The sequence below is a fragment of the Psychrobacter sp. P11G3 genome, from assembly GCF_001435845.1.
Classification (GTDB): domain Bacteria; phylum Pseudomonadota; class Gammaproteobacteria; order Pseudomonadales; family Moraxellaceae; genus Psychrobacter.
In genome coordinates this window covers 1844472-1868255 of the sequence record NZ_CM003596.1, presented here as the reverse complement: position 1 = coordinate 1868255, position 23784 = coordinate 1844472, and the positions used below count along the sequence as shown (strand labels likewise).

20 protein-coding genes are annotated in these 23784 nt (G+C 42.3%); 15 read left to right on the top strand and 5 right to left on the bottom strand.

What is annotated here, in order from left to right:
• Positions 1-46 precede the first annotated feature (46 nt).
• From gloB to msrB, 6 genes are all read left to right on the top strand, one after another.
• Positions 47-826, top strand: coding sequence for a hydroxyacylglutathione hydrolase (gloB, locus tag AK824_RS07505; protein WP_057760343.1), 780 nt, complete (start codon positions 47-49; stop codon positions 824-826).
• A gap of 103 nt (positions 827-929) precedes the next feature.
• On the top strand, positions 930-2000 hold the full coding sequence (yejB, locus tag AK824_RS07500; RefSeq protein ID WP_057760341.1) for a microcin C ABC transporter permease YejB: 1071 nt from the start codon (positions 930-932) through the stop codon (positions 1998-2000).
• A 62-nt stretch (positions 2001-2062) separates the two neighbouring features.
• Positions 2063-3112, top strand: a complete 1050-nt coding sequence (locus AK824_RS07495; RefSeq protein WP_057762499.1) for an ABC transporter permease — start codon at positions 2063-2065, stop codon at positions 3110-3112.
• A 1-nt stretch (position 3113) separates the two neighbouring features.
• The gene (locus AK824_RS07490) at positions 3114-4793 is read left to right on the top strand and encodes an ABC transporter ATP-binding protein (RefSeq protein ID WP_057760340.1); all 1680 of its coding nucleotides are present in this window, start codon (positions 3114-3116) and stop codon (positions 4791-4793) included.
• 283 nt (positions 4794-5076) lie between these two features.
• Positions 5077-6381, top strand: coding sequence for an iron-containing alcohol dehydrogenase (locus AK824_RS07485; protein ID WP_057760338.1), 1305 nt, complete (start codon positions 5077-5079; stop codon positions 6379-6381).
• A 278-nt stretch (positions 6382-6659) separates the two neighbouring features.
• A complete protein-coding gene (msrB, locus tag AK824_RS07480; protein ID WP_057760336.1) occupies positions 6660-7874 on the top strand; it encodes a peptide-methionine (R)-S-oxide reductase MsrB in 1215 nt (404 codons plus the stop codon).
• A gap of 97 nt (positions 7875-7971) precedes the next feature.
• On the opposite strand, the gene folE is transcribed toward msrB, so the two are convergent.
• A complete protein-coding gene (folE, locus tag AK824_RS07475; protein ID WP_185156591.1) occupies positions 7972-8568 on the bottom strand; it encodes a GTP cyclohydrolase I FolE in 597 nt (198 codons plus the stop codon).
• Between the two features lie 541 nt (positions 8569-9109).
• On the opposite strand from folE, the gene AK824_RS07470 reads away from it, so the two are divergent.
• Positions 9110-9919, top strand: a complete 810-nt coding sequence (locus AK824_RS07470) for an enoyl-ACP reductase FabI (protein ID WP_057760332.1) — start codon at positions 9110-9112, stop codon at positions 9917-9919.
• Positions 9920-10053: 134 nt separating this feature from the next.
• Positions 10054-10749, top strand: a complete 696-nt coding sequence (locus tag AK824_RS07465) for a YoaK family protein (protein WP_057760330.1) — start codon at positions 10054-10056, stop codon at positions 10747-10749.
• A gap of 82 nt (positions 10750-10831) precedes the next feature.
• Here the strand turns inward: AK824_RS07465 and AK824_RS13630 are convergent, their stop codons facing one another.
• Complete coding sequence (locus tag AK824_RS13630) at positions 10832-10993, bottom strand: hypothetical protein (protein ID WP_197411792.1); 162 nt, start codon at positions 10991-10993, stop codon at positions 10832-10834.
• 375 nt (positions 10994-11368) lie between these two features.
• Here AK824_RS13630 and AK824_RS07460 point away from each other — a divergent pair, with 375 nt between their 5' ends.
• The 5 genes from AK824_RS07460 to AK824_RS07440 all read left to right on the top strand — a co-directional run bounded on the left by AK824_RS07460 (position 11369) and on the right by AK824_RS07440 (position 19524).
• Complete coding sequence (locus AK824_RS07460; protein WP_057760327.1) at positions 11369-12790, top strand: SLC13 family permease; 1422 nt, start codon at positions 11369-11371, stop codon at positions 12788-12790.
• A 155-nt stretch (positions 12791-12945) separates the two neighbouring features.
• A complete protein-coding gene (locus AK824_RS07455; RefSeq protein WP_057762497.1) occupies positions 12946-13944 on the top strand; it encodes an alpha/beta fold hydrolase in 999 nt (332 codons plus the stop codon).
• 69 nt (positions 13945-14013) lie between these two features.
• Complete coding sequence (locus tag AK824_RS07450; RefSeq protein ID WP_057760326.1) at positions 14014-14604, top strand: DUF1543 domain-containing protein; 591 nt, start codon at positions 14014-14016, stop codon at positions 14602-14604.
• Between the two features lie 206 nt (positions 14605-14810).
• Positions 14811-19043, top strand: coding sequence for an ATP-dependent RNA helicase HrpA (hrpA, locus tag AK824_RS07445; RefSeq protein WP_057760324.1), 4233 nt, complete (start codon positions 14811-14813; stop codon positions 19041-19043).
• 40 nt (positions 19044-19083) lie between these two features.
• Positions 19084-19524, top strand: coding sequence for a hypothetical protein (locus tag AK824_RS07440; protein ID WP_057760321.1), 441 nt, complete (start codon positions 19084-19086; stop codon positions 19522-19524).
• 98 nt (positions 19525-19622) lie between these two features.
• Here AK824_RS07440 and AK824_RS07435 read toward each other — a convergent pair whose 3' ends face one another.
• A complete protein-coding gene (locus AK824_RS07435; RefSeq protein WP_057760319.1) occupies positions 19623-19952 on the bottom strand; it encodes a hypothetical protein in 330 nt (109 codons plus the stop codon).
• A gap of 265 nt (positions 19953-20217) precedes the next feature.
• Complete coding sequence (locus AK824_RS07430) at positions 20218-21069, bottom strand: AraC family transcriptional regulator (protein WP_057760318.1); 852 nt, start codon at positions 21067-21069, stop codon at positions 20218-20220.
• 166 nt (positions 21070-21235) lie between these two features.
• On the opposite strand from AK824_RS07430, the gene AK824_RS07425 reads away from it, so the two are divergent.
• A complete protein-coding gene (locus AK824_RS07425) occupies positions 21236-21649 on the top strand; it encodes an organic hydroperoxide resistance protein (RefSeq protein WP_057760316.1) in 414 nt (137 codons plus the stop codon).
• Positions 21650-21820: 171 nt separating this feature from the next.
• Here the strand turns inward: AK824_RS07425 and AK824_RS07420 are convergent, their stop codons facing one another.
• Positions 21821-22738 carry a DMT family transporter gene (locus AK824_RS07420; RefSeq protein WP_057760314.1) on the bottom strand — a complete coding sequence of 306 codons (918 nt, stop codon included), beginning with the start codon at positions 22736-22738 and terminating at the stop codon, positions 21821-21823.
• Positions 22739-23059: 321 nt separating this feature from the next.
• Between AK824_RS07420 and AK824_RS07415 the strand changes: the two genes are divergently transcribed.
• Positions 23060-23743, top strand: coding sequence for a DUF421 domain-containing protein (locus AK824_RS07415; protein ID WP_057760312.1), 684 nt, complete (start codon positions 23060-23062; stop codon positions 23741-23743).
• Positions 23744-23784 lie beyond the last annotated feature (41 nt).

The window sequence follows — 23784 nt, the reverse complement described above, 5'->3', positions numbered from 1 at the left end:
ATTTAAAATAACACGTAACAAAAATAACTACCGGTAAGGATTTAATATGAGTATTCGTATTCACCCAATCAAAGCATTTAGCGATAACTATATCTGGACATTGATTAATGAAAATAATAAGCAGGCGATTGTCATTGATCCAGGTCAAGCCCAGCCGGTCATTGATTATCTAGAGACGCATGAGCTCGAACTAACATCGATTTGGACGACTCACCATCATCATGATCATATCGGCGGCGTCGCAGAGTTGCAGGAATCGTATCCGATGACTCATCTGGTTGCGCATAGTGAGCATGGCGTCGATGAAGATCAAACTATCAAAGACGGTAGCACGGTGAGCGCATGGGGCTGCTCTGCGCAAGTCTGGGATGTATCAGGGCATACCGCTAGCCATATGGCCTATATTTTGGATATCGATGGGCAAAAGCATTGTTTCTGCGGTGATACGTTGTTTAGTGCAGGTTGTGGACGTGTGTTTACTGGTACGATTGAGCAACTGCATGAGAGCTTTAAGCGTTTGAACGGCTTGCCTCATGAGGCGCTACTGTATCCGGCGCATGAATATACGGCCAGTAACCTACGTTTTGGTCTATCTATTGAACCTGACAATGAATCGATGCAGCAAGCCTTAGCACGAGCAGAGGTACAAACTGAACAAGGCATGGCAACGCTACCAGTGACACTAGAGCATGAGCGCACGGTAAATGTGTTTTTACGTACACAAGAGCCGAGTGTAATCGCAGGAGTTAAATCCAAAATGCCTATCGATGATGAGAAGTCGTTAACGGTATTTGCAGCGTTACGTGAGCTGAAAAACAACTTTTAAAGTAAGTTTTTAACAAATAGTTTGCTTTTAAGCACCTATTTAATACACCACAATTCGCTGCTGAACGTCATTGCTATCTCTCTTTATTTAGGAAGTCGCCATTATGGGTCGTTATATCTTAAAAAGACTACTACTGATATTGCCGACACTATTTTTGATATTGCTTGCCAATTTTGTGATCGTACAGGCGGCACCGGGCGGGCCTGTTGAGCAGCAGCTGGCACTTATTGAGCAGGGCGCAAAAGACAATGCGCTTGGCGGTAATATTGGCGCGGGCAGTGCAGGTGGCAACGACAGTACTTATCAAGGCACGCGAGGCCTCTCTGAAGAAATGGTCGCTGCTATTAATGCCCAGTACGGCTTTGATAAATCTGCCCCAGAGCGGTTTTGGCTTATGTTAAAGAACTACGCTCAGCTAGATTTTGGTGAGTCTTTTTTCAAAGGGCAATCGGTGACCGACCTTATTATAGAGAAGCTGCCAGTCTCAATATCGCTTGGGCTGTGGAGTACACTGCTTATCTATATGATTGCTATTCCATTGGGGGTGTACAAAGCGATGCATCATGGCTCAGGCATTGATAAAGCCACGGCTATGTTGCTGGCGATCGGTCATGCGATACCTGTGTTTGTCTTTGCAGTGATTTTACTGGTTTTCTTTGCAGGTGGCAGCTATTGGAATATCTTTCCATTACAGGGACTGACGTCCGAGAATTTTGATCAGCTAAGTGCGCTTGGTAAAGTAAAAGATTATTTTTGGCATTTAGCGTTACCGCTGCTGGCAAGTACTGTAGGCGGTTTTGCAGGTTTGACCTATTTGACCAAATTTAGCTTTTTAGAGGAACTGGGCAAGCAGTATGTACTGACCGCTCGTGCTAAAGGCTTAGGTGAGCGTCAGGTGCTATACGGCCATGTTTTTCGCAATGCGATGTTGATTATCATTGCCGGTATTCCAGCCGCTATTGTTGGTATCTTCTTTGCGGGTAACTTTTTGATTGAGATTATCTTTAAACTAGATGGCTTGGGCTTGTTAGGGTTTGAAGCCATTCAACAACGCGATTATCCAGTGATATTTGGCACGCTATTTATCTTTACCTTAGTGGGGCTGCTACTGCAATTAATCAGTGATTTGAGTTATCACTTAATTGATCCTCGTATTGATTTTGAGGGCCGCTAATGTCAAATAATCAACCTTCACCAAAGAGCAGTACTATTAATAGCGAACCAGATAAAGCGCCAATGCCTGAGCAGCCATCTACCACAAAAAAGCAACGCTTAAATCCTATCTGGCAAGCGCGATTAAATCGCTTTCGCCAAAATCGTCTAGGGGTGATATCACTGTTTGTTTTCGCAGTGATATTTGTCATCTGCATGGCGGCTAATGTCATTGCCAATGACAAACCCTTACTAGTGCAGTATCAAGGCGATTATTACTTTCCGGTATTAAAAGCTTATCCTGAAACAACGTTTGGCGGTGTATTTGAGACCGAAACCAATTATAAAGACCCTGCAGTGCAGTCGCTGATTGATGAGCAAGGGTTTTATATAATGCCGCCTATCCCGTTTGCCGATCAGACGCCCAACGTCGAGCTTGGTCTGCCTTATCCAGCAGCGCCCAATGCCCAAAATTGGCTTGGTACTGATGATATGGGGCGTGATGTGCTGGCACGGATACTTTATGGTATGCGAGTGTCGTTACTGTTTGGTCTGGCCTTGACGCTTGCGGGCGCACTGATTGGGATTATCGTTGGTGCGGTACAAGGCTATTATGGTGGCTGGGTAGATCTAGCAGGGCAGCGATTTATGGAAGTATGGGGCGGTATGCCTCAGCTATTTATGATCATTATTTTGGTCAGTCTGTTTAGTCCCAGCATTATTATGTTGTTTGCTATGATGCTGTTGTTCGGTTGGATGGGACTGGTTGGTTTGGTGCGGGCAGAGTTTTTGCGAGCCCGTAATTTTGACTATGTGCGAGCTGCACGCAATTTAGGTGTTTCGGACAGTCAAATCATGCTTAGACATATCTTACCCAACGCGTTAGCTTCTAGCTTATCGCAACTACCATTTATTTTAACGGCCAATATTATCGCCTTAACCGCGCTAGATTTCTTAGGATATGGATTGCCGCCTGGCTCGCCGTCTCTTGGTGAGCTCATGGTACAAGGTAAAAATAACCTTGATGCACCTTGGCTTGCTTTGTCAGGATTCTTTAGTTTGACCTTTATTTTGTCATTGCTCATCTTCGTTGGCGAAGCGCTGCGTGACGCGTTTGACCCAAGGCGTTCTTAATATGACTGAAAATATTATCGCTGCCGAGCATAGCAACGCGCCAGATGAAAGCCCTAATCGTGCACAAGATAAGCTTATGCTAACTGTAGATAAGCTCACTATCACGACGACTACAGGTATCCAGTTGGTCGATGCGCTGTCTTATGAGCTAAGACAGGGGCAAACTTTGGCTATCGTTGGTGAGTCAGGCTCTGGTAAATCGATTGCCAGTCTTGCGTTACTAGGTCTGTTACCAGATAGTTTGACAATTACTGGTGAGGTTCAATTGGCAAGTACGACAGGCATGTCTACTTTGCCTATAGCGAATGATAAGGCGCGTAATGCTGCATTACGGTCTATTCGTGGACAGCGGATCGGAATGGTATTTCAAGAGCCGATGACCGCATTAAATCCGTTGCATACGGTTGCTAAACAAATTGCTGAATCGTTGCGTCTAGTTGGTGTAGCTAAGAAGCAATGGCGAGAAACCAGTATCGCTTTGCTAAATGATGTCAATATTGCAGATCCTGCTGACAAATTGAATCGTTACCCACATGAGCTATCAGGTGGTCAGCGTCAGCGAGTGATGATTGCCATGGCATTGGCTCAGCAGCCTGATATCTTGATCGCTGATGAGCCAACGACTGCGCTCGATGTGACATTGCAGCATGAGATTTTGATGCTACTAGATGATCTCAAACGCAAGCACAATATGGCGATGATATTAATCAGTCACGATCTCAATCTGGTCAGGCGCTATAGTGATGAGGTCATCGTTATGCACCAAGGTCAAACGATCGAACAGGGTCAAACGTCAGCGTTATTCGATCAGCCTAAAGCCGATTATACCCGCACACTTATTAAGCAAGACTTTGGGCAAGCATTAACCATAGAAGATGATAACGCAGATAAACAATCAAGCGTATTAGAAGTGAAGCGTCTTAATGTACAATTCCCAATTGAAAAAGGTCTGTTTGGTGGTACCAAGCGCTGGTTTGACGCGGTCAAAGGTGTCGATATGACACTGCAAAAAGGTCAGGCATTGGGTATCGTCGGTGAGTCTGGCTCTGGTAAAACCACCATTGCGCTGGCACTTAGTCAATTGCTAAGCAATCAAGCACGCGTGAATGGGCAGATAGTGGTCAATGGTAAAGATATCTCAGCATTGTCCAAAAAAGCGCTACGTAACTTCCGCTCGCAGATACAGATGGTATTTCAAGATCCATTTGCCAGTATTAATCCGCGTATGACGGTCATGCAAATCGTGGAAGAAGGATTGTTAGTACAAGGCGTGGATAAAGTCGTCCGTCAGCAAGCGGTGCTAGATAGTCTTGCTACAGTACATTTGCCTTTAGCATTTGCGCAGCGTTATCCGCATGAGCTGTCAGGTGGCCAGCGTCAACGCGTGGGACTGGCGCGTGCACTCATTATGAAACCAAGCTTACTTATATTAGATGAACCGACCTCTGCGCTCGATAGTACCACACAGGTCACAGTAGTTAGTTTATTACGTGAAATTCAAGAAAGACTGCAAGTCAGCTATGTCTTTATCAGTCATGATCTCAAGGTAGTACGTGCACTGTGTCAGCATATCATGATATTGAAACAAGGGGTGTGTGTGGAGTTTGGACGTACCGAAGATCTTTTTAATCACCCACAACATACTTACACTCAGCAACTGTTAAAGGCAAGTACTGACTAGTTTAAACGACTTACTGTAGCCACTTAAATTGATCAATAAAATTAAGCGACTAAAATAAGCGGCTTGGTATAAAATTGACACATCGCAGTTCATAATAATAGCGACATATTGAAAAAAGCAGTGGTACAATAATTTTAGAGAGCTGCCCATTTTATAATGCTGTGATACGTATCTTTATACATTCTGGCGCTCGTAAATTAGTAATATTTAACTGGCTGGCAAAAACGGTCTTTAACGGTCTTTATTGCAGTTAAAACCATCATTAAAAAGGATTTTTGTGCTCATGAAAACACAAAACAGTATTACTAAATTGGTAAAGAACAACAGTTTGCAGCATGCTGGTTATTTGGCTGTGGCTAAGACTCGGGCAAAGGTATTAAAAGCAGTATCTTATGTGATACCTATCAGAAGACCGATGTTATTCGTTGGCGAGACTGCCTGTAATGAGCTATGCGATATGCTTATCAATGAAGGCAATACCAATGTGTTTATTGTCACGGATACAGTGCTCAACGAACTGGGCATACCTGCAAAAGTCACCGATTATCTAGATGCGAAAAATATCAGTTATCACATCTATGACGGTATTACGCCAGATCCTACTTTTAAAGTAGTTGAAGAAGGGCTCCGTCAATCTATCGAAGCCAATTGTGACTCTATCGTAGCCATTGGCGGCGGCTCAGTGATCGATGCGGCCAAAATGATAGCCATGTCTCAAGGCAACAAGTGCAAGCCAAAGCAGCTAATCGGTATTCTTAAAGCAAGAAAGCCTGCGACTCCGCTATACTGCGTACCAACGACGGCTGGCACGGGTTCAGAAGCGACGCTTGGCGCAGTAGTATCGGATGACAAAACACACCAAAAAGCATTGTCTATCGACCCAAGAATGGTACCGCTAGCCGCAGCGATTGACCCAGTTATCATGAAAGGCATGCCAGCCCATATTACAGCAGATACTGGTATTGATGTATTGACCCATGCACTAGAAGCATGGATGAGTGCCAATGCCAGCGTAGAGACAGATTATTATGCAGCCTCTGCCGTAAAATCTATCATGCATTATCTACCACTAGCTTATAAAGATGGTGGTAACCTAAAAGCAAGAGAAGAGATGGGTATCGCTGCTCATTATGGCGGGATTGCTTTTAATAAAGCAGGTCTGGGCTATGTGCATGCTATCGCGCATCAGTTAGGCGCTTACTATAGTATTCCTCATGGCCGTGCCAATGCCATCGTGTTGCCTTATGTGCTCGACGTCAATCGTAAAGCGAGCAAAAAAAGACTGGCTGCACTGGCGAAAAGAACCGGTATGGTACAGGATGGTCAAGCAGCCAATGGCGATAGTGAGATAGCAGATCACCTTATCACCCAAGTTAGAGACTTGATTGCAGATCTAAACATAGATCCGACTGTCAATGGTATGCAAACTAGCGACTTTGATGATATTGCAAAGGCAGCGGCAAAAGAAGTCAGTGACACCTATGCCGTGCCCACCTATCTATCAGCATCTGAAATCAAAGAAATTCTAACGAAAATTAAGCAGGCTAGCGACGAACGTGCTGATAATAATAATGAAACAGCATCATAGTTTTTGATAGGGCTAGTAACATTATAATAAAAAGTCTATTACTCTTTGGAGGATAGGCTTTTTTAATGCATTGATATAATAAATTTTCCGTCTTATTTCCATAGTTAAGTCATAATAAAATATATGGTCGTTATCAAATAATCGTTTAATTTATCTTGTAATTACACTCAGTTGATAAAAAATATCTTAATAAACTGTAAATATATAACAGTATAGGAATGTTTCAGTGATACAAAAGCGTTAGGATATTTAAAGGACATTACGCTTAGGAGATTTTTATGAATCGCATATTACCATCTAAAATTATAGGGTTAGTTATCATAGCGAGTAGTGCGTTTTACGCAGGCTGCGCATCAACTGAAAACAGTGCTACTGTAAAAAACCCAACTGCCGCTAACCCATATGCACCGACTACACCAGGATTGGCAGTAGCCACGGTAGCGGGTGGGTGTTTTTGGTGTGTTGAAGCAGGTTATGAAAAAATCCCTGGCGTGGTAGAAGTCGTGTCTGGCTATACGGGTGGCACCGCCGAAAACCCAACCTACAAGCAGGTGTCAGCAGGTGGTACTGGGCATACCGAGGCAGCGCAGGTGTATTATGATCCTAAGAAGATTACTTACAACGGCATAGTACAGGCGCTGTGGAGAATCGCTGATCCTACTGATGATAAAGGGCAGTATGTTGATCGCGGCACACAGTATCGTCCAGCGATTTTTTATAACAATGCGCAAGAAAAGCAAATCGCAGAAGCGGCCAAGCAATCACTGCAAGCATCTGGTGTGTATGACAAACCAGTAGTGATTGAGATTGTACCTGCTAGCACTTTTTATCCTGCTGAAGAGTATCATCAAGATTACTATAAAAAGAACCCAATACGCTATAAAGCTTATACCTTCAATTCTGGTCGCTATCAATTTATCGAGAGTGTCTACGGTAAAAACTACGAGCTTGATTTTAGTAAGTTTACGCCCGAAGTAGATAGCACACAGCAAGTGACGTCAAATAACACATCGGATAGCAAAGTAAGCAAAGGTTTTAACCCAGAGACATTCGTAAAACCTTCACAAGATGCGCTAAAAAAGTCCCTTAGTGATATTCAGTACAAAGTCACCCAAAAAGAGGGTACTGAGCGCGCCTTTGATAATGAGTATTGGGATAATAAAGAGCCTGGATTATATGTAGACGTGGTATCTGGTGAGCCACTGTATTCTTCGCGTGATAAATATAAATCTGGTACGGGTTGGCCGAGCTTTACTCGCCCATTGGATACGAGTTTAGTGGTTGAAAAGCCAGATCGAGGAATATTTGGAACCCGTACTGAAATTCGTAGTCGTTACGCGGACTCACACGTGGGTCATGTGTTTGATGACGGTCCAGCACCGACAGGCAAGCGCTATTGCATGAATTCAGCAGCGCTCCGCTTTATTCCATTGGCGCAGATGGAAGCTGCTGGTTATGGCGATTGGGTAGATGATGTAAAACCAATTGGTTAGTACTATTTCCTATCAGTCAACCAAATAAAAAGGACGCATCATATGCGTCCTTTTTATTTGGTTGTTATTCACAACAGCCTAGGCAACTAACAGCAACTTAAAACGCTGGTTGACGCTTAGGTACCGCACCCAAAAATTCATTACGTGCTTGATTATTGTGTTGATATTCGCCAAGCATCGCGGTGCTACGCGTGGTTGAATGCTGTTTGCTAACGCCGCGCATCATCATACACATGTGCGATGCATCCATAACGACTGCGACGCCGCGGCAGCCAGTAACATCCATAATGGTCTGTGCAATCTGCTCACTTAGGTTTTCTTGTATTTGCAAACGACGGGCAAACATATCAACGATACGGGCAAATTTTGACAGTCCTAATACTTGGCCGTCAGGTAAGTAGCCGATATGAGCGACACCATGGAACGGTAGCATATGATGCTCACACAGTGAATAAAACTCAATGTTCTGTACCAGTACCAGCTCGCGATTGGCTGATGGAAACACAGCATCATTGACCACTTCATCTATACTTTGATGATAGCCTTGGGTCAGATGGGCAAAAGCTTTTGCAGCACGTACAGGCGTATCTAGCAAACCCGGACGATCTAAGTCTTCGCCAGTTGAAGCAATCAGTTGGCGATAAGATTCGGTACTTTCTTTATAATCTGGGGTTATGATGGGGGTGTTACTCATAAGTTTGGCAGCCATCCAAAATGTGGGTGTAGCTTAACGTTGAATCCTATCATGTGAGGACTCTTATAAAAATTGTGCAAGCTGGGAAGGGCTGTGATTATACTCGAAATCTGCTGAACTTCATACTGCTGTAGCTAGCAGTTGAGTCTTTAATCAATAAAGGAGTGCTTGGTACTTAATGTAAACGGTTGTAGTGTTAATATTCGAAGTGCGATTTTTTCATGAAATAAGCAAACTACTATAGTCTGAGTATTTTATCTTGAAGCGTTGATGCTAAAATACAATCTAATAACTCGCGAAAAACTCTCATTGTCGATACTACTTTAAGCAATAAGTCGTTGTTAGGTATTTCTATTCTATTAGCTGTTTGTATTAGTCAGTCCAATAACAAGAACCAAATACAGTTTACGACTGTTTACTTAAATTAATTCGTGTATAATAACTCATCTTTTCATTTGTACTATTTAGTAGTCTCAATCTTCTAATTACTCTAAATAAATTCTTATTCTAAATCATCTCGATTGATTCAAAAGGAAATCTTATGCTATTGCAAGGACAACGATTTGTCGTAACTGGCATCGCAAGTAAACTCTCTATCGCTTGGGCTATCGCAGAAGCGCTACACCGCGAAGGGGCTTCACTAATTCTGACTTACCCGAATGACAAAATCAAAAAACGCGTCGATATGGCCGCTGAAAAATTCGAAGCAGATTTGGTTCTAGAATGTGACGTAGCATCTGATGAATCTATTGCTGCGTGCTTTGAGCAAGTAACTGCCCATTGGGGTGATGGTATTGATGGTGTGGTACACGCCATTGGATTTGCACCGATGGATCAGCTAGATGGTAACTTTGTGAATGCCACTACGCGTGAAGGCAGCCACATCGCGCATGACATCTCTAGCTATAGCTTTGTTGCATTGGCAAAAGCAGCTCGTGAATTACTAGCGATGCGCCATGGTTCTATGTTGACATTGACCTATGAAGGCAGTATTTCAGTATTGCCAAACTACAATGTCATGGGTATGGCAAAAGCCAGTTTAGAAGCCAGCGTTCGTTATTTAGCAACGTCTATGGGCGGTGAAGGTATCCGTGTTAATGCGATATCTGCAGGTCCTATCCGCACGCTAGCGGCTAGTGGTATCAAATCTTTCCGTAAAATGCTCGATATCAGCGAAAAAATTGCGCCATTACAACGCAATATCACACAGACAGAAGTAGGTAACGCCGCATTGTTCCTATTGTCGCCTTGGGCATCTGGTATCACAGGGGAGATTATGTTCGTTGATGCAGGTTTTAATACCGTCGCTATCAGCGAGCAGTTGATGATGCTTGATGAACCAGCACAGTAATTGTTATAGATGATTCGTTTGATAATAGAAAAGACAGCCAATTGGCTGTCTTTTCTAGTTATACTATGAGTCTTTTTGGCTACGTGCTTTTTTAGCAATGCGCCTTTTTAACTGCGTGCCTTTGGACGAGGGATATGATAACCAAGTTACCAAAGTGGATACTATGGGGCGGGGCAGTATTGGCATTTAGTGCTGGTTGCGTGAATACGACGGCGTTAATGGGGTTTGCCAATTTATCAGTGTCACATGTCACGGGCAATGTAAGCTTATTTGCAGCGGCTATCGCTCATTCAGACGCGCGTAGTATTTTATATATTGGTACCTTGTTGCTGTCCTTTTTGGCAGGGGCTATACTAAGCGGCTTTGTCATTGGACAGACATCATTGAAACTCGGTCGTCGTTATGGGCGAGCGCTATATCTAGAAGCAGCACTACTGTTGGTGAGTTATTGGTTATATCAGCAGCATGATTACTTGGGGCAATTAGCAGCAGCAATGGCATGTGGACTGCAAAATGCGATGGTCGCAACTTATAGTGGGGCGGTCATTCGTACCACTCACTTGACAGGGCTGACCTCAGACATGGGGGCGGCAATTGGTAACTGGCTTGCTGGTCGCTCTATTAGTAAGCCAACCTTGGGGTTTCAAGCTATTATTTGGTATTGCTTTTGCGGTGGTAGCGCAGTAGGGGCTTTCTTGTTTGCAAAAGTCAGCTATGATGCTTTGTTTGTTCCCATCGCCATTGTGTCGACAGCAGCATTTGTGTACAACTATGTCTCAGATCATTTGCCAGAGGTTAGGGAACCAAAAAAAGATAGGCGCTTATCATAGTGATAAACGCCTATCTTTTTTGTTTGTACTAGATAAACATAATCTACTTAAAAATGAAGATAAATGTCATTGTTCATGAGATTTATTTTCTATCTTCTTCATGATCTTCATGTTCATGCATACCTTGCATCATATCTAATACAGAGTCGTCAGTACGCTGTTGATCTTTTTCGGCCAACCCATCTTGGTTAATGTCTTTTGGTGCCATTTTGGTGGTTGCATCAGTTTTATTTGCGTCTGTCATAAAGTTATTCCTTTTGTTTTTATTGATAGTTTTCTATTTAACCTTTTGATTATGTGGTATCAGTTTTTGCTTGTATAGCCCTAAATGATGAATGTTTAGAGGCTTTATGTAATTTTTATAAATCAAGGTCTGTATGAAAGCAGTTAGAGAGCCATTGTCTAAAAATAAAACTAGTCGAAGGGTGATCGCTATTAACGAATCAAACAGATGAGCTAAAGAAACAAAATTAATCAGATTGTATTCATATATAAATTATTCTGATATGATATTTTCCCGCGTAATATTCGCTATATGAATATCATGATGTCATACAATAATTGTGTATTGCAATAATTTTTGACGTCATATTCCCTCTGGAGGCAATAAGGATAATTTATGTCAGAGAAAAAACTGGATAGCCATCTTCCTAATGATGGCAATGAGTATTTATTTACAGATACATTCCCAAAGGGAACGGGAAAAGGGTTGATCGTGGTCGCCATCGCGGCAATCATTAGCTTTATTATTTATAGCGTATTACCATTTGAAGTTAGTGCAAATAAAGGGTTAGCGTTGTTATTCTTTATTGGCGTGCTATGGCTCACTGAGGCGATACACGTCACTATCACTGCGATTTTAGTGGTTGTAGTTGGTACTTTGGTTGGCATTCCTGATTTTAATGCTGAAGTCGGTCTGCAGAGCTTTGCCAGCCCCATTATTTATCTCTTCTTTGGTGGTTTTGCCTTGGCTGCCGCGTTACATGTACAAAAGCTCGATAGAAAAATCGCGTTAAAAATTCTATCGTTGTCGGGTGGTAAGCTCAGTACAGCAGTATTTTTGATATTTGGTGTGACTGCATTCTTGTCCATGTGGATATCGAATACAGCGACAACGGCAATGATGCTCCCATTGGCACTCGGTATTTTAACGCAAGTTGATAGTAAAGAAGATCGCGGTACTTTTGTGTTTGTACTGCTTGGTATTGCTTATTCAGCAAGTTTGGGTGGTTTGGGCACGATTGTCGGCTCGCCACCAAATGCCATTGCTGCAAAAGCATTGGATATCGCATTTGTTGATTGGATGAAGTTTGGTATTCCAATGATGCTGATACTATTACCAGTACTGTTGGGTGCGATGTATTTGTATCTAAAGCCGAACCTAAACCGTACTATGAAGCTAGAGCAAGATGAAGTTATTCCTTGGACCAAGACACGCGTATTAACAATTACTGTTTTCATTGTCACGGCAGCTAGCTGGATGTTGTCTAAACAAATTGGGGCTGCAGTTGGTATCGAAGATACAGATGCTGTTGTTGCGTTGCTTGCAGCAGTGGCGGTCGTGAGCTTGGGTCTAGTTTCTTGGAAACAAGTATCAGACAACACGGATTGGGGCGTACTCATGTTATTTGGTGGCGGTATTGCGCTATCAAATATCCTAAAAGTATCAGGTGCGTCATTAGTGTTGGGCGAGACGGTTGCTAATGGCTTACAAACAGCACCACTATTGGTGGTGATGCTTGCAATCTCAGCCTTTATTATTTTCTTAACAGAGTTTGCATCAAATACGGCTTCAGCCGCGCTCTTAGTACCTGTGTTTGTGGCAATTGCCGAGCATATGGGTATACCGAGTGAGGTCTTAGTACTTATTATTGGTATCGGTGCGTCTTGTGCCTTTATGCTACCAGTTGCCACGCCGCCGAATGCTATTGTGTTTGGTACAGGTTTGATCAAGCAAACAGAAATGATACGTACAGGTGTCATCCTTAATATTATCTCTACTATCATCATTGGGTGTTGGGCATACTTTTTCTTATTGTAGTTAAATAGCTCATGTAGACACAGTCATATGTACAAATGCTAAAAACCCCGATGTTTAAGTGATTCTTAAACGTCGGGTTTTTTATGGCTTATCATACGAGATAACGGTATAGAATGTTTATTATTAACGTCATCTTATTAAATGGATTTGATCACATGACACAGTATTTATTGAAAGCAATTGTTCTCATAGTGCTAGGCGCAATTGCTGTGATAATGGTATTTATAGCAAAATACTGGGCACCTGATCGTACTGTCGCTGAGCTAAAACAATGGCAACTACCCAACAGCGAATTTATAAACATACAAGGTATGCAGGCGCATGTATCGCAGTCAGCTAATTGTCGTACAAATCGTGGCGATGCAGCCGAAAAAAACCGACCCGAAACAATCGTTTTATTGCATGGTACATCGGCGAGTTTGCATACATGGGAGGGCTGGACCAAGGCGCTGTCTGATCAATACTGTGTCGTGAGCATGGATTTGCCAGGGTTCGGTTTGACCGGTCCTTATGTGGACGAGAGCACACAATATAGCAGCGAAAATTATGCGGCGTTTGTTATTGAAGTACTCAATCATTTAAAGCTGGACCGTGTCACGCTAGCCGGTAATTCATTAGGAGGCAAGGTAGCGTGGCGCACCGCCGCTTTGTATCCTGAGCGTGTCGATCGGTTAATATTAGTAGACTCAGTTGGCTATCCAGCAACGCCAAAACATATTCCTATTGGTTTTAAACTTGCTAAATATCCAATGATGTCACCAATTTTAAATCGTATCCTACCCAGAAATATTGTTGAGAAAAGCGTTTTAAGCGTGTATGCCGATGATAGCAAAGTAAACGATGCCTTGGTTGATAGATATTATGAATTGACTTTGCGCCAAGGTAATCGTCAAGCATTAAGTCGTCGCCTAAATGAGACTGATGATGACAGTGACCAAGCGCAGATAAAGCAGCTCGACATACCGACTTTGATCTTATGGGGTGCAAAAGATGATCTTATTCCTGTAGAAAACGCCGCGTTATTTCATAGAGATATACGTAATAGTCAGCTTAAGATATTTGATAATTTAGGTCATGTACCGCACGAAGAAGATCCGTTAGCAACCGTTGACGTTGTAAAGCAGTTTTTGGCGGATAAGCCAACGAGTAATTGAATGAATATTTTAAACGCTTTAGTGAATTAACAGTCGTTGTCACTAGAGACATGTAGAAGGTAATGTTTTATGCTAACACTATATATGGTTCAACTGGGCGGTCGTCCTAAAGGTCGTCTGATTGAGCAACACGATATTTTCTTTGGTGTGGCCCCTCAGGTGAGTGACTTGATAGGAGATATCAATGAGCATTGGCCTGAAGTAAAAAATAAATGGCATATTGATTCATATCGAGCAATTACTAAAGTGGGTAGTTATGCCATCAAGTTAATTGAACCAAGTCAGCAAATAACGGCTGCTGCTGACTTAAAGTTATTCTTTATCAACCTAGGTGGCTATCAGCAGGGCAGTTTTGAAGAATTCCATTATAAGCTACTCATCGTTGCACCTAACCAAGCTGACGCGATCAAACAAGCGAAGAACAGTGATTTTTATAAGCAATTTACTTTTAAAGATGAAACATCACCTTTTGATGCTGCCTCACATATCGATGATAAGTTTGCAGTAGATATAGATGACATATATAACGTAAATGATCTTCTCTCAAATGTTCGACTTTCGATTGAGCCTATCAGTGATATAGATGAGCTGAATGCTTGCGAAGACAAAGAATATGTTGGCTATCTAAGCATCAAGAATTTAAAGAAATTGGCGCTATAATAGGTTCATCTAAATTTTATAAAAGTAACCCAATACATGCTTGATTAAATGAACTTACTGGATAACTTAAGTTCGGATACGTTCTGTAATGTGTGATAGTTTCAGCATTATTGATACAAGAGCAATCAGGACTCGACTAACTTGAATCATACCCCAATTACCCCCATAATCTAACCACTTCTACATAATAAATAGCCTAAGCAAATATGCCCAATACTTCTAAGCCCAATATTCCTAAAAACAGCGATCCAGATGCATCTACTGTAAATGAAACTCAAGATACTAAGAAGCCAGCAGTACCACTGGCGGATCTACCAGTACTTGCCAAGGATAGCTATTACTTAAGCCGTCTTGAGCGAGAACTGGCACGTGCTGCTGTATCTAAAAATAAAAAATCTGATCATGATTCTGAGCAAAAGAATAATTCAGATGATGTACTCGCCAAGAAACGTGCTCAGTACGAAAAAATTAAAACGCGTTCTCAAGAAGCTGTGCAGGCACGTATCGATAGTATTCCAAGTGATTTACCTGCCAAGCTAAATCTGGATCTGCCTGTTAGCCAACGCGCAGAAGACTTAGTACAAGCGATTATCGATAATCAAGTCATTATCGTTGCTGGTGAGACGGGTTCTGGTAAAACGACGCAGTTGCCTAAGCTTGCAATGCTAGCAGGGCGCGGTATTACAGGGCAGATAGGTCATACACAGCCAAGACGATTGGCTGCTCGTAGTGTAGCAAACCGTATCGCAGAAGAGCTGGGTGAGCCATTAGGTAATACGGTCAGTTTTAAGATTCGCTTTAATGAGCAAGGGACAGCGCAATCTATTGTAAAGCTAATGACGGATGGTATTTTGCTCGCTGAGTTGGGTCATGATCGGTTTTTGAGTAAGTACGATACGATTATTATCGATGAGGCGCATGAGCGTAGCTTAAACATCGATTTTATTATGGGTTATCTCAAAAAGATGCTGCCCAAGCGCCCAGATTTAAAAGTCATTATTACCTCGGCGACTCTTGATACCAAGCGCTTTAGTGAATACTTCAGCCGTTATGACAATAAGCTTAAACGGCAAGTTCCTGCGCCTATTTTTAATGTAGAAGGGCGTAGCTTTCCAGTAGAAGTCCGTTATCGTCCGTTGACAGATGAGCCAGTAAATAGCTCGGAAGATGACAGCTACGATGATTTTGAAGAGAACCTGCCGCGTGCTGTGGTTGCCGCTGTCGAAGAGTGCTTTAGCGATGCGCAGAGTAAAGGTCACGCCGATCAAGCTGATATTTTGATATTTGCTGCGACTGAAGCGGAGATTCGCGAAACGCAAGAAGTGCTTGAGCGTCATGGCCCGCGCCATACCGAAGTACTGCCACTATTTGCACGGCAGACTTATGAAGAGCAGCAGCGTATCTTTCAGCCATCGGGTCGAGGTCGCCGTATTGTTATCGCGACCAACGTTGCTGAGACTGCATTGACCGTACCGGGTATTCGATATGTGATTGACTTGGGTTTTGCACGGATTTCGCGTTACTCGTATCGCTCGCGCGTACAGCGCTTACCGATTGAAGCAATTTCCCAAGCAGCGGCTAATCAGCGTAAAGGTCGCTGTGGCCGTGTTGCTCCAGGTGTTTGTATTCGTCTTTATAGTGAAGAAGATTTTAGTGGCCGCCCTGAGTTTACTGAGCCTGAGATTTTACGTACTAACTTAGCGTCAGTAATCCTACAAATGGCCAACCTACGTCTGGGTAGTGTGGATGACTTTGAGTTCATTGAGCCGCCTGATAGCCGATTGGTTACTGATGGTCATAAATTGCTAGATGAGTTGGGCGCTATTACTTCCAAGAAAGATGTCGCTGCTCAGGACAAAACCAATAAGCCAAAAGCGAGAAAAGGGCTTGATCACCTGCGCTTGACAGCAACTGGTCAGAAAATGGCACGTATGCCAATCGATCCAAGGCTGGCACGTATGCTGGTCGCTGGTTCTGACTTTGATTGTATTCGTGAAATGCTAATCGTTGTGGCCGCGCTTGCTGTACAGGATCCACGCGAGCGTCCTGCCAATAAACGTACGCAAGCGGATCAAAAGCATGCTGTTTTCCGTCAAGACGACTCTGACTTCTTATTTTATTTGAGCCTATGGAAGGCATTGTTTGAAAAAGACGAAGACGGCAATAAACTGTCTGGTAATCAGCGTAAGCAGTTTGCTAAGAAAAACTATTTAAGCTTCCCGCGTGTACGTGAATGGCATCAGACACACCGTCAATTGGTACAAATGGTCACTGAGCTGAAATTAACGGATGTCAATGAGTCAAAAGCTGCTGATAAAAATGTGGCTGTTAATGATCCGACTGCGATCGAAGATGAAGAGTTAAAAGCGGTCAAATATGCCAATCTGCATAGAGCATTATTGACGGGTTTATTATCTATTATCGCGCATAAGACTGAAAGCCGCGGTGAGTATTTGGCTGCGCGTCAGCAAAAGGCCAAGATATTCCCAGCCAGCACGGTGTTTAAACAAATACCACCTTGGGTGATGGCGTTTGAGATGGTGGAGACTTCACAAGTCTTTATGCGTACCGTTGCCAAAATCGAACCAGAATGGATTATTTCAGCGGCAGGTAATTTGCTGAAATATCATTACTTCGAACCACACTGGTCCAAGAAAACAGGACGCGTCAAAGCTTACGCGCAGATTAGCCTATTTGGCTTGATCATTATCAGCAAGCAGCTGACTAACTATGAGCAAGTAAATCTAGTCGAGTCACGAGAGATCTTTATCCGTGATGGCTTAGTGACTGGTAACTTTGGTCGCAATGCACCATTTTTGCAACATAACATGGACAAGATTGCTCATGTTGAGCGGATCGAAGACAAGCTGCGTCGCCGTGATTTGTTGGTAGATGAAGAGACGCTCTATCAGTTCTATGATAAGAAAATCCCTGAGCATGTCGCTAGTCGTAAAGCGTTTGAGGATTGGCGTGCAGAAGTCGAAAAGCATGATGCCAAGCATCTATTCTTTACCGATGAAGATGTACTTAATAGCCAAGCGCCGACCACAGGGGACTTCCCAGAAGTGTGGAAGTTGGGCGATTTAAAACTGCCGCTCCGCTATATCTTTGATCCCGCCAGCGATGATGATGGTGTGACCATACGTGTGCCGCTTGCCGCATTACCGCAGCTCGACGCGATTGAGCTACTGTGGGGCGTGCCCGGTTGGCGCTATGAATTGGTATTGCAGCTGCTCAAGTCGCTACCAAAAGAGATACGTCGCCAAATCGTACCGATACCCAATACTGCAGACAGTTTGTTTGATGAATTGCAGCCGAAGGGTGGACAAGGATTGCTGAAGCAGCTGTGTCAGGCACTGCATCGTCGCGGTATCATGTCGGTGATGCCAGAGAACTTCAATCCATCTACGATTGATCGTTATTTGCAGCCACAAATCTGCGTGGTCGATGAGAAAAACCGTATCATCGAAAAAGGCCGTGACCTGCAAACCCTACAGATTCGTCATGCATCTGAAACCAGTCAAGCGGTAAATGAGCAGCAAGGCGTGCATACTGAGTTCCCTGAGCATTTTGCTTTTAGCAAAAATCATCATAGCGCAGGTGTGGTAATGAAACAGTTTGCGGCGCTCGTCGCTGATGAAGCGGGAGAAGCTGTATCGATTCATCAATACACTGATGTCAATGCAGCACTTCAAGCACATCGTATCGGGGTGCTGACTTTAATCAAAGGCAAACTGGGTGCAAAGAAAAAGCAGTTAACGAGCCAAATCGACAGTATATTTAAACTGGCATTTGCGCCACTTGGCGACATGGATAAACTCAAAACGATCGTTATAGATGCTGCGTTAGACGCGGCTCTCGAAGAGCACTATATCTTATTTGATCATTCTGAAAATTTACCAGAAAGCGCCGATGATATTGCAGTCGGATTGAGCGAGGAGCTACCGTTTACCTCTGAGGAGTATACTCAGACTCTCGAAGTGGTAGTGAGTAATTTCTTATTAACTGGTCAAAGCGTTATCAAAACGCTTAAGAATGTCTATACTCGTTGGCAACGTATTCGCCAAGGGTTGCTGATGTTAGATCGTGAAATATTTGGTGAGTCTATCGATGATATCGAAGATCAGTTAGAAGATTTACATTTGGCTGATTTTGTTTATCGGATGGATTACAGCCACTGGCAACAGTACCCACGCTATCTTGAAGCGCTACAGATTCGACTAGAGCGTCTGGAGCACAATCTCGACGCCGACCTCGATGGTGTTTATGCTCTTGACTTGCATATGGAACGGCTAGCAGGACGTGCGGACAAAGAAGCCATCAGTGAGTATCGCTGGATGGTGGAGGAATACCGTATTCAACTGTTTGCCCAGCCTATGAAAACTCGTATGGCAGTATCGCCCAAGCGTCTAAGCAAGATGTGGGATAAGGTGAGTTAGAAGGTTGTATATAATTCTCTTTAATTGTGAGGTTTATAAAATGTTTCTAACTATAATTGCAGGTGTCACAATTTTTGTCATAGGTCAGTTTATTTTAAAGTTGATTTTAGAACCCATAGTAGGGTTAAAAGAAACACTTGGAGAAGTTTCATCTCTATTTCTTCGAGAACAATCGGGCTTTATAAATGATAATGTCAATAAGGATGTACAAAATGAAGTTATAAGATTATCTTCAATGATTTTGGCAAAGAAACAAGCTATTTTACTTTATAGTGTTTTTGCAAAAATATTGAGAATGCCAAGCGAATCAAATCTTATTGAAGGTTGCCGTAGTTTGAATTTGATTTCTTATCTCGTTATAAAAAACTCTTCAGACACATTACAGAGAAAGTCTCATACACGGGAAATATATGAGGAAATGAAGTTAGTAAGTAAGCATTTAAAAATCCATATTACATATAGTGAGCGGATTGAGACGTGATATAAAAAATCTTATCAGGTATTTGTTTAGAACTTTAATGCACAAATAGAAAGTTTAAGTTAGCAAGCACTAATCTAGCCTTTCTATTTGTATAATATCTAATGGCTAATCTTTTCTGTCAGTACACCCATGCTATAAAGTACATAGGCAATCACTGTTAATGCGACGATAAATGGAGTAAGTATCCAAATCACAATATTAATCAAAAGTGATGGTAACAATCCATTGAACAATTCAATATCTGGTGCGAAAAAATCGGTCATGACATCGACTGCACGCTTAGCAATAGGGAATAGCAAAGTGCTGAAAGCTAACATATAAATGTACTTACTAAAGCCAGGGTCACTCATGACTACCATAAAGTAGAACACTGTAAAAAACGTGATGCCAAGTGCCCAGCATTTGAGAGTGTAGCTTAAACGAATCATGTTATCTCCTCCCTAAGCTTTCTATTGATCGCTTTACATCGATCGTACACAGAGTAAAGCTGCTCCTATACATTCATTATTTTAAATATATACAATATGTTATAATACGAATATATGGTCACGTCAACCAATTTTTCTATTTATTTAAAATACTTCATGAATCATTCAATTTAAAAATGATGTTTTTTTAAGGAAGAACTCCATAGATATAATAGAAAATAGCCTAAGCAAATTAAATTTATTCTATTAAAAAGTAAGATTATAATTACAACTCATTACTCGGGCTCACACCAAAAAATCGCTTATATTCTCGGCTGAACTGACTAGGGCTTTCGTAGCCTACTTGCATTGCTACTTGTGATATTTGCGTCCCATGCATCTTAATTAAGCGCCTAGCTTCCATTAAACGTAAGCTTTTTTGATACTGTAGCGGACTCAGCTGGGTTATTTCTTTAAAGTGCTGATGAAACCCTGAGACACTCATGCCGCATCTACTAGCCAAGCTCTCAACCATGATAGGTTCATCCAGATGTGCCTTTATCCAGTCAGTCGCTTGGGCAATGCGGTGTGTATGGCTACCGCTAACGACCAATTGCTTAAGTTTGTTGCCTTGTTCAGCCAAGAGTAGGCGATAGTATATTTCTTGTTGAATTAAAGAAGACAGAAAATTAATATCGTTTGGATAATCAAGCAAGCGTATCAATCGCTCAAATGCGTCCATTATGGTGTCATCTAAGTGCCACTTTATCCCTAAATGACTACCTGTCATTGGTTGTGTCGTGGGTATTTGTGATAAGACGTCTCTAATCATAGCTAAATCTAATTTCATTGATAAAACAATGACAGGGTTTTTTATCGAAGCGTGTTTAATATGCATACTTAGCGGTATATTAACGGGACAGAACATCAAGTTACTATTGTCAAACCTTTGACAGTCAGCACCCAAGTAAATCTCTCGTTCACCTTGCAGTACAATACAAATACTTGGCTCTTGAATATAGCTTACGGCTTTGCTTGGTTTGTCCGCGCAGTAAAAGAACAAGCCTGAAACAGCAGATTTAAGGGTTTTATTTCTAGGTAGTACTGCTAAAAGTTGGTCAATAGTCGTTTGATTCATCACGAGTGCTTATTTTATAAGATTGTCTGATAGTATAAATATTTGTAGGATTAGGCAAGAGTTATAGAGATTTGTTCTAACGTATGAGTTCAGAGGATTCTATAATAATCTCATCGCAACAGCGTAAGTACGACCTCTAATAATATGAAACAAGGAATAATTACTCATGAAAATATTCTATAAAACACGCGCAACCGCTACTGGTGGACGTTCTGGCCATACTGGATTAGACGATGGTTCGTTGGGATTTGACTTGGTGTCTTTTCAAGAGCAAGACAAAGAAGGCGTGAATCCAGAACAGCTTTTTGCCATGGGTTACGCGGCTTGTTTTGATAGCGCTTTGAGCATGATAGCACAGCACATGAAATTGCCTGTTACCGCTTCAAAAACTTCTGCGCAAGTGGGTATCGGTATGAAAGCTGACGGTAGCTATAACTTAGAGATAGAGTTATCTGTAGAAGTATCAGGTATTGATGAAGCGCAGGCGCAGCAGTTGATCGAAGCCACGCATCAGGTATGTCCATACTCTAACGCCACTCGCGGCAATGTCGATACTCGTCTAGAAGTTACTGTTGCTTAAATGCTGTTGTTCAACGACTGTTGACCGTAGACTAGCAATATTAAAATAATAACTCGAATATAAAACGCCTCGATTTATAAGAGTCGGGGCGTTTTATGTTGTCTGGTAGAATCATAAGCTGGAACTTTTTCTGAGCAGTTTAGCTAATGATAGGTTGTTAATAGCATTATTTTATACCGGTACTTTTTTATTTAAGGTAAACACCAAGACCGCGCCCAAAATGACCGTACTTGCGATAATAAAGGGCATAGTTAACTGCTCAGATAAAAATATCACACCTAGCAACGCAGCAATCACAGGGACACATAGCTGAACGATAGCGGCTTGTGTGTTTTTCAATAGTGGCATCGCTGTATACCAGATACTATAGCCCAACCCTGAGGCGATCGCTCCGGATGCACAGGCGAGTAGTACACCTTCAATGGTAATACCATCCAAATTGATATTTTTCAAACCTAAGTCATCTAGATACGTCATACCTACCAGTAGTAGTATAGGCACAGCGACTAAACTACGCACAAAATTAAACCCTGTCGCTCGCAGCGGTGAGACACATGATTTGCCGCGTATACTATATACTCCCCAAGCTATGCCGCTCATAGCCATTAACGCTGCAGCCAATGGTGACGGTATGGCAGCGGATGGCAACATCAGATATACAAACCCCGCCACTGCAACGACAAACGCTAACCATTGTAGCGCGCTGAGCTGTTCTTTTTTATAGATACCCCAGCCAATCATCGTCAGCTGAACCGCTGAAAACAAAATCAATGCCCCAGTGCCAGTATCCAGCTCTACATACGCAATTGAAAAGCACAGCGCATAAATCACCAAGCTGAGACTACTTAACCAACTGCCTTTGTCATTTAATATAGCGTGGACAGTAGAGTTGTCATGATTGGGCGTTTGGCGTCGCATTCTGTAAGCATGTACAGCCATGATAAGGCCTAGACAGGCCGCCGCACTTACTAGCCTGATGATTGTAAAACTCCAAGCGTCAATATAGCCTTCTGCCAATGCCATTCGGCAAAACAGGGAGTTTGCGGCAAAGGCGATTAACGCAATAATGGTATAAATAGTGGCTTTCAAAAGTAATTCCTACAATGAATAAATGGCACAAAACAGACAAACATAGGATTTTAGTTTTAGGTCTTAAGATACGCTGTTATAACGATCGTTTTCTCTAGCAAAGATAATAGATTGATAACTTATCAATCTAATCTATAGCTGTCTCACAGGACAGGATATTTTGTCGTACTTATGGAAAAAAGTCTCTTTTAAATCAGAATAACGATAGTTGTATTGACGATAAGGTCTAAAAATAGGGATGATGTGCGCCGCATCAAACGAACTGTTAGAACAACACTCATTAAACACAATAAATTAGATAAATAAATAGGAAAAGATAGTATGGATTGGGCAAGTATTTTTATTTATGACACAACTTGGTTGTTTGCCGTAGAAATTTTAATACGTGTCACTGTAATGTTTGTATTAATTATCACATTTTTACGATTCACTGGTAAGCGCGGTGTCCGTCAGCTCTCTATTTTTGAGCTAACCATTATTTTGTCGTTGGGCTCTATTGCAGGTGATCCTATGTTCACCGAAGACCTGCCCATTATCCAAGCGGTATTAATCATGGGTACAGTCATTTCACTCTATAGGCTGTGTACTTGGGCGATGATGAAATTCCAGCCTTTTGAGGACCTGCTAGAGGGGCGCTCAATGTATATTGTAGAAGATGGCATGTTGGTGCTTGATAAGATTAAACAGGGGGAAATGTCACACGATGAGTTTTTTGCTGAAATGCGCCAACAAGGGGTTGAGCATTTAGGACAAGTTCGTGTCGGTTTGCTCGAAGCTGATGGCAATTTTAGTATTTTATTGCACACCTCTGAAAAAACAGACTACGGGATGCCGCTTTTCCCCAAGCAATACCGACCAGTCGAGCAAGTAGAAGCAGGGGTTAATTATGCTTGTATGTATTGTGGTTACGTCGATGAAATCACTGACCCCAATCAGTGTTGCCCGCGCTGCGAGGATAATTGCAATAACTGGGCTAAAGCGTTAAACAATGAGATAGTCAAATAATATAAGCACTTGGCTGACTTAGCTCAATTGATAGGCTAAGG

Excerpts from the sequence above, each read along its gene's own strand:
- gloB (WP_057760343.1), top strand. The coding sequence starts at position 47 with ATGAGTATTCGTATTCACCCAATCAAAGCATTTAGCGATAACTATATC.
- yejB (WP_057760341.1), top strand. The coding sequence starts at position 930 with ATGGGTCGTTATATCTTAAAAAGACTACTACTGATATTGCCGACACTA.
- AK824_RS07495 (WP_057762499.1), top strand. The coding sequence starts at position 2,063 with ATGCCTGAGCAGCCATCTACCACAAAAAAGCAACGCTTAAATCCTATC.
- AK824_RS07490 (WP_057760340.1), top strand. The coding sequence starts at position 3,114 with ATGACTGAAAATATTATCGCTGCCGAGCATAGCAACGCGCCAGATGAA.
- AK824_RS07485 (WP_057760338.1), top strand. The coding sequence starts at position 5,077 with ATGAAAACACAAAACAGTATTACTAAATTGGTAAAGAACAACAGTTTG.
- msrB (WP_057760336.1), top strand. The coding sequence starts at position 6,660 with ATGAATCGCATATTACCATCTAAAATTATAGGGTTAGTTATCATAGCG.
- folE (WP_185156591.1), bottom strand. The coding sequence starts at position 8,568 with ATGAGTAACACCCCCATCATAACCCCAGATTATAAAGAAAGTACCGAA.
- AK824_RS07470 (WP_057760332.1), top strand. The coding sequence starts at position 9,110 with ATGCTATTGCAAGGACAACGATTTGTCGTAACTGGCATCGCAAGTAAA.
- AK824_RS07465 (WP_057760330.1), top strand. The coding sequence starts at position 10,054 with ATGATAACCAAGTTACCAAAGTGGATACTATGGGGCGGGGCAGTATTG.
- AK824_RS13630 (WP_197411792.1), bottom strand. The coding sequence starts at position 10,993 with ATGACAGACGCAAATAAAACTGATGCAACCACCAAAATGGCACCAAAA.
- AK824_RS07460 (WP_057760327.1), top strand. The coding sequence starts at position 11,369 with ATGTCAGAGAAAAAACTGGATAGCCATCTTCCTAATGATGGCAATGAG.
- AK824_RS07455 (WP_057762497.1), top strand. The coding sequence starts at position 12,946 with ATGACACAGTATTTATTGAAAGCAATTGTTCTCATAGTGCTAGGCGCA.
- AK824_RS07450 (WP_057760326.1), top strand. The coding sequence starts at position 14,014 with ATGCTAACACTATATATGGTTCAACTGGGCGGTCGTCCTAAAGGTCGT.
- hrpA (WP_057760324.1), top strand. The coding sequence starts at position 14,811 with ATGCCCAATACTTCTAAGCCCAATATTCCTAAAAACAGCGATCCAGAT.
- AK824_RS07440 (WP_057760321.1), top strand. The coding sequence starts at position 19,084 with ATGTTTCTAACTATAATTGCAGGTGTCACAATTTTTGTCATAGGTCAG.
- AK824_RS07435 (WP_057760319.1), bottom strand. The coding sequence starts at position 19,952 with ATGATTCGTTTAAGCTACACTCTCAAATGCTGGGCACTTGGCATCACG.
- AK824_RS07430 (WP_057760318.1), bottom strand. The coding sequence starts at position 21,069 with ATGAATCAAACGACTATTGACCAACTTTTAGCAGTACTACCTAGAAAT.
- AK824_RS07425 (WP_057760316.1), top strand. The coding sequence starts at position 21,236 with ATGAAAATATTCTATAAAACACGCGCAACCGCTACTGGTGGACGTTCT.
- AK824_RS07415 (WP_057760312.1), top strand. The coding sequence starts at position 23,060 with ATGGATTGGGCAAGTATTTTTATTTATGACACAACTTGGTTGTTTGCC.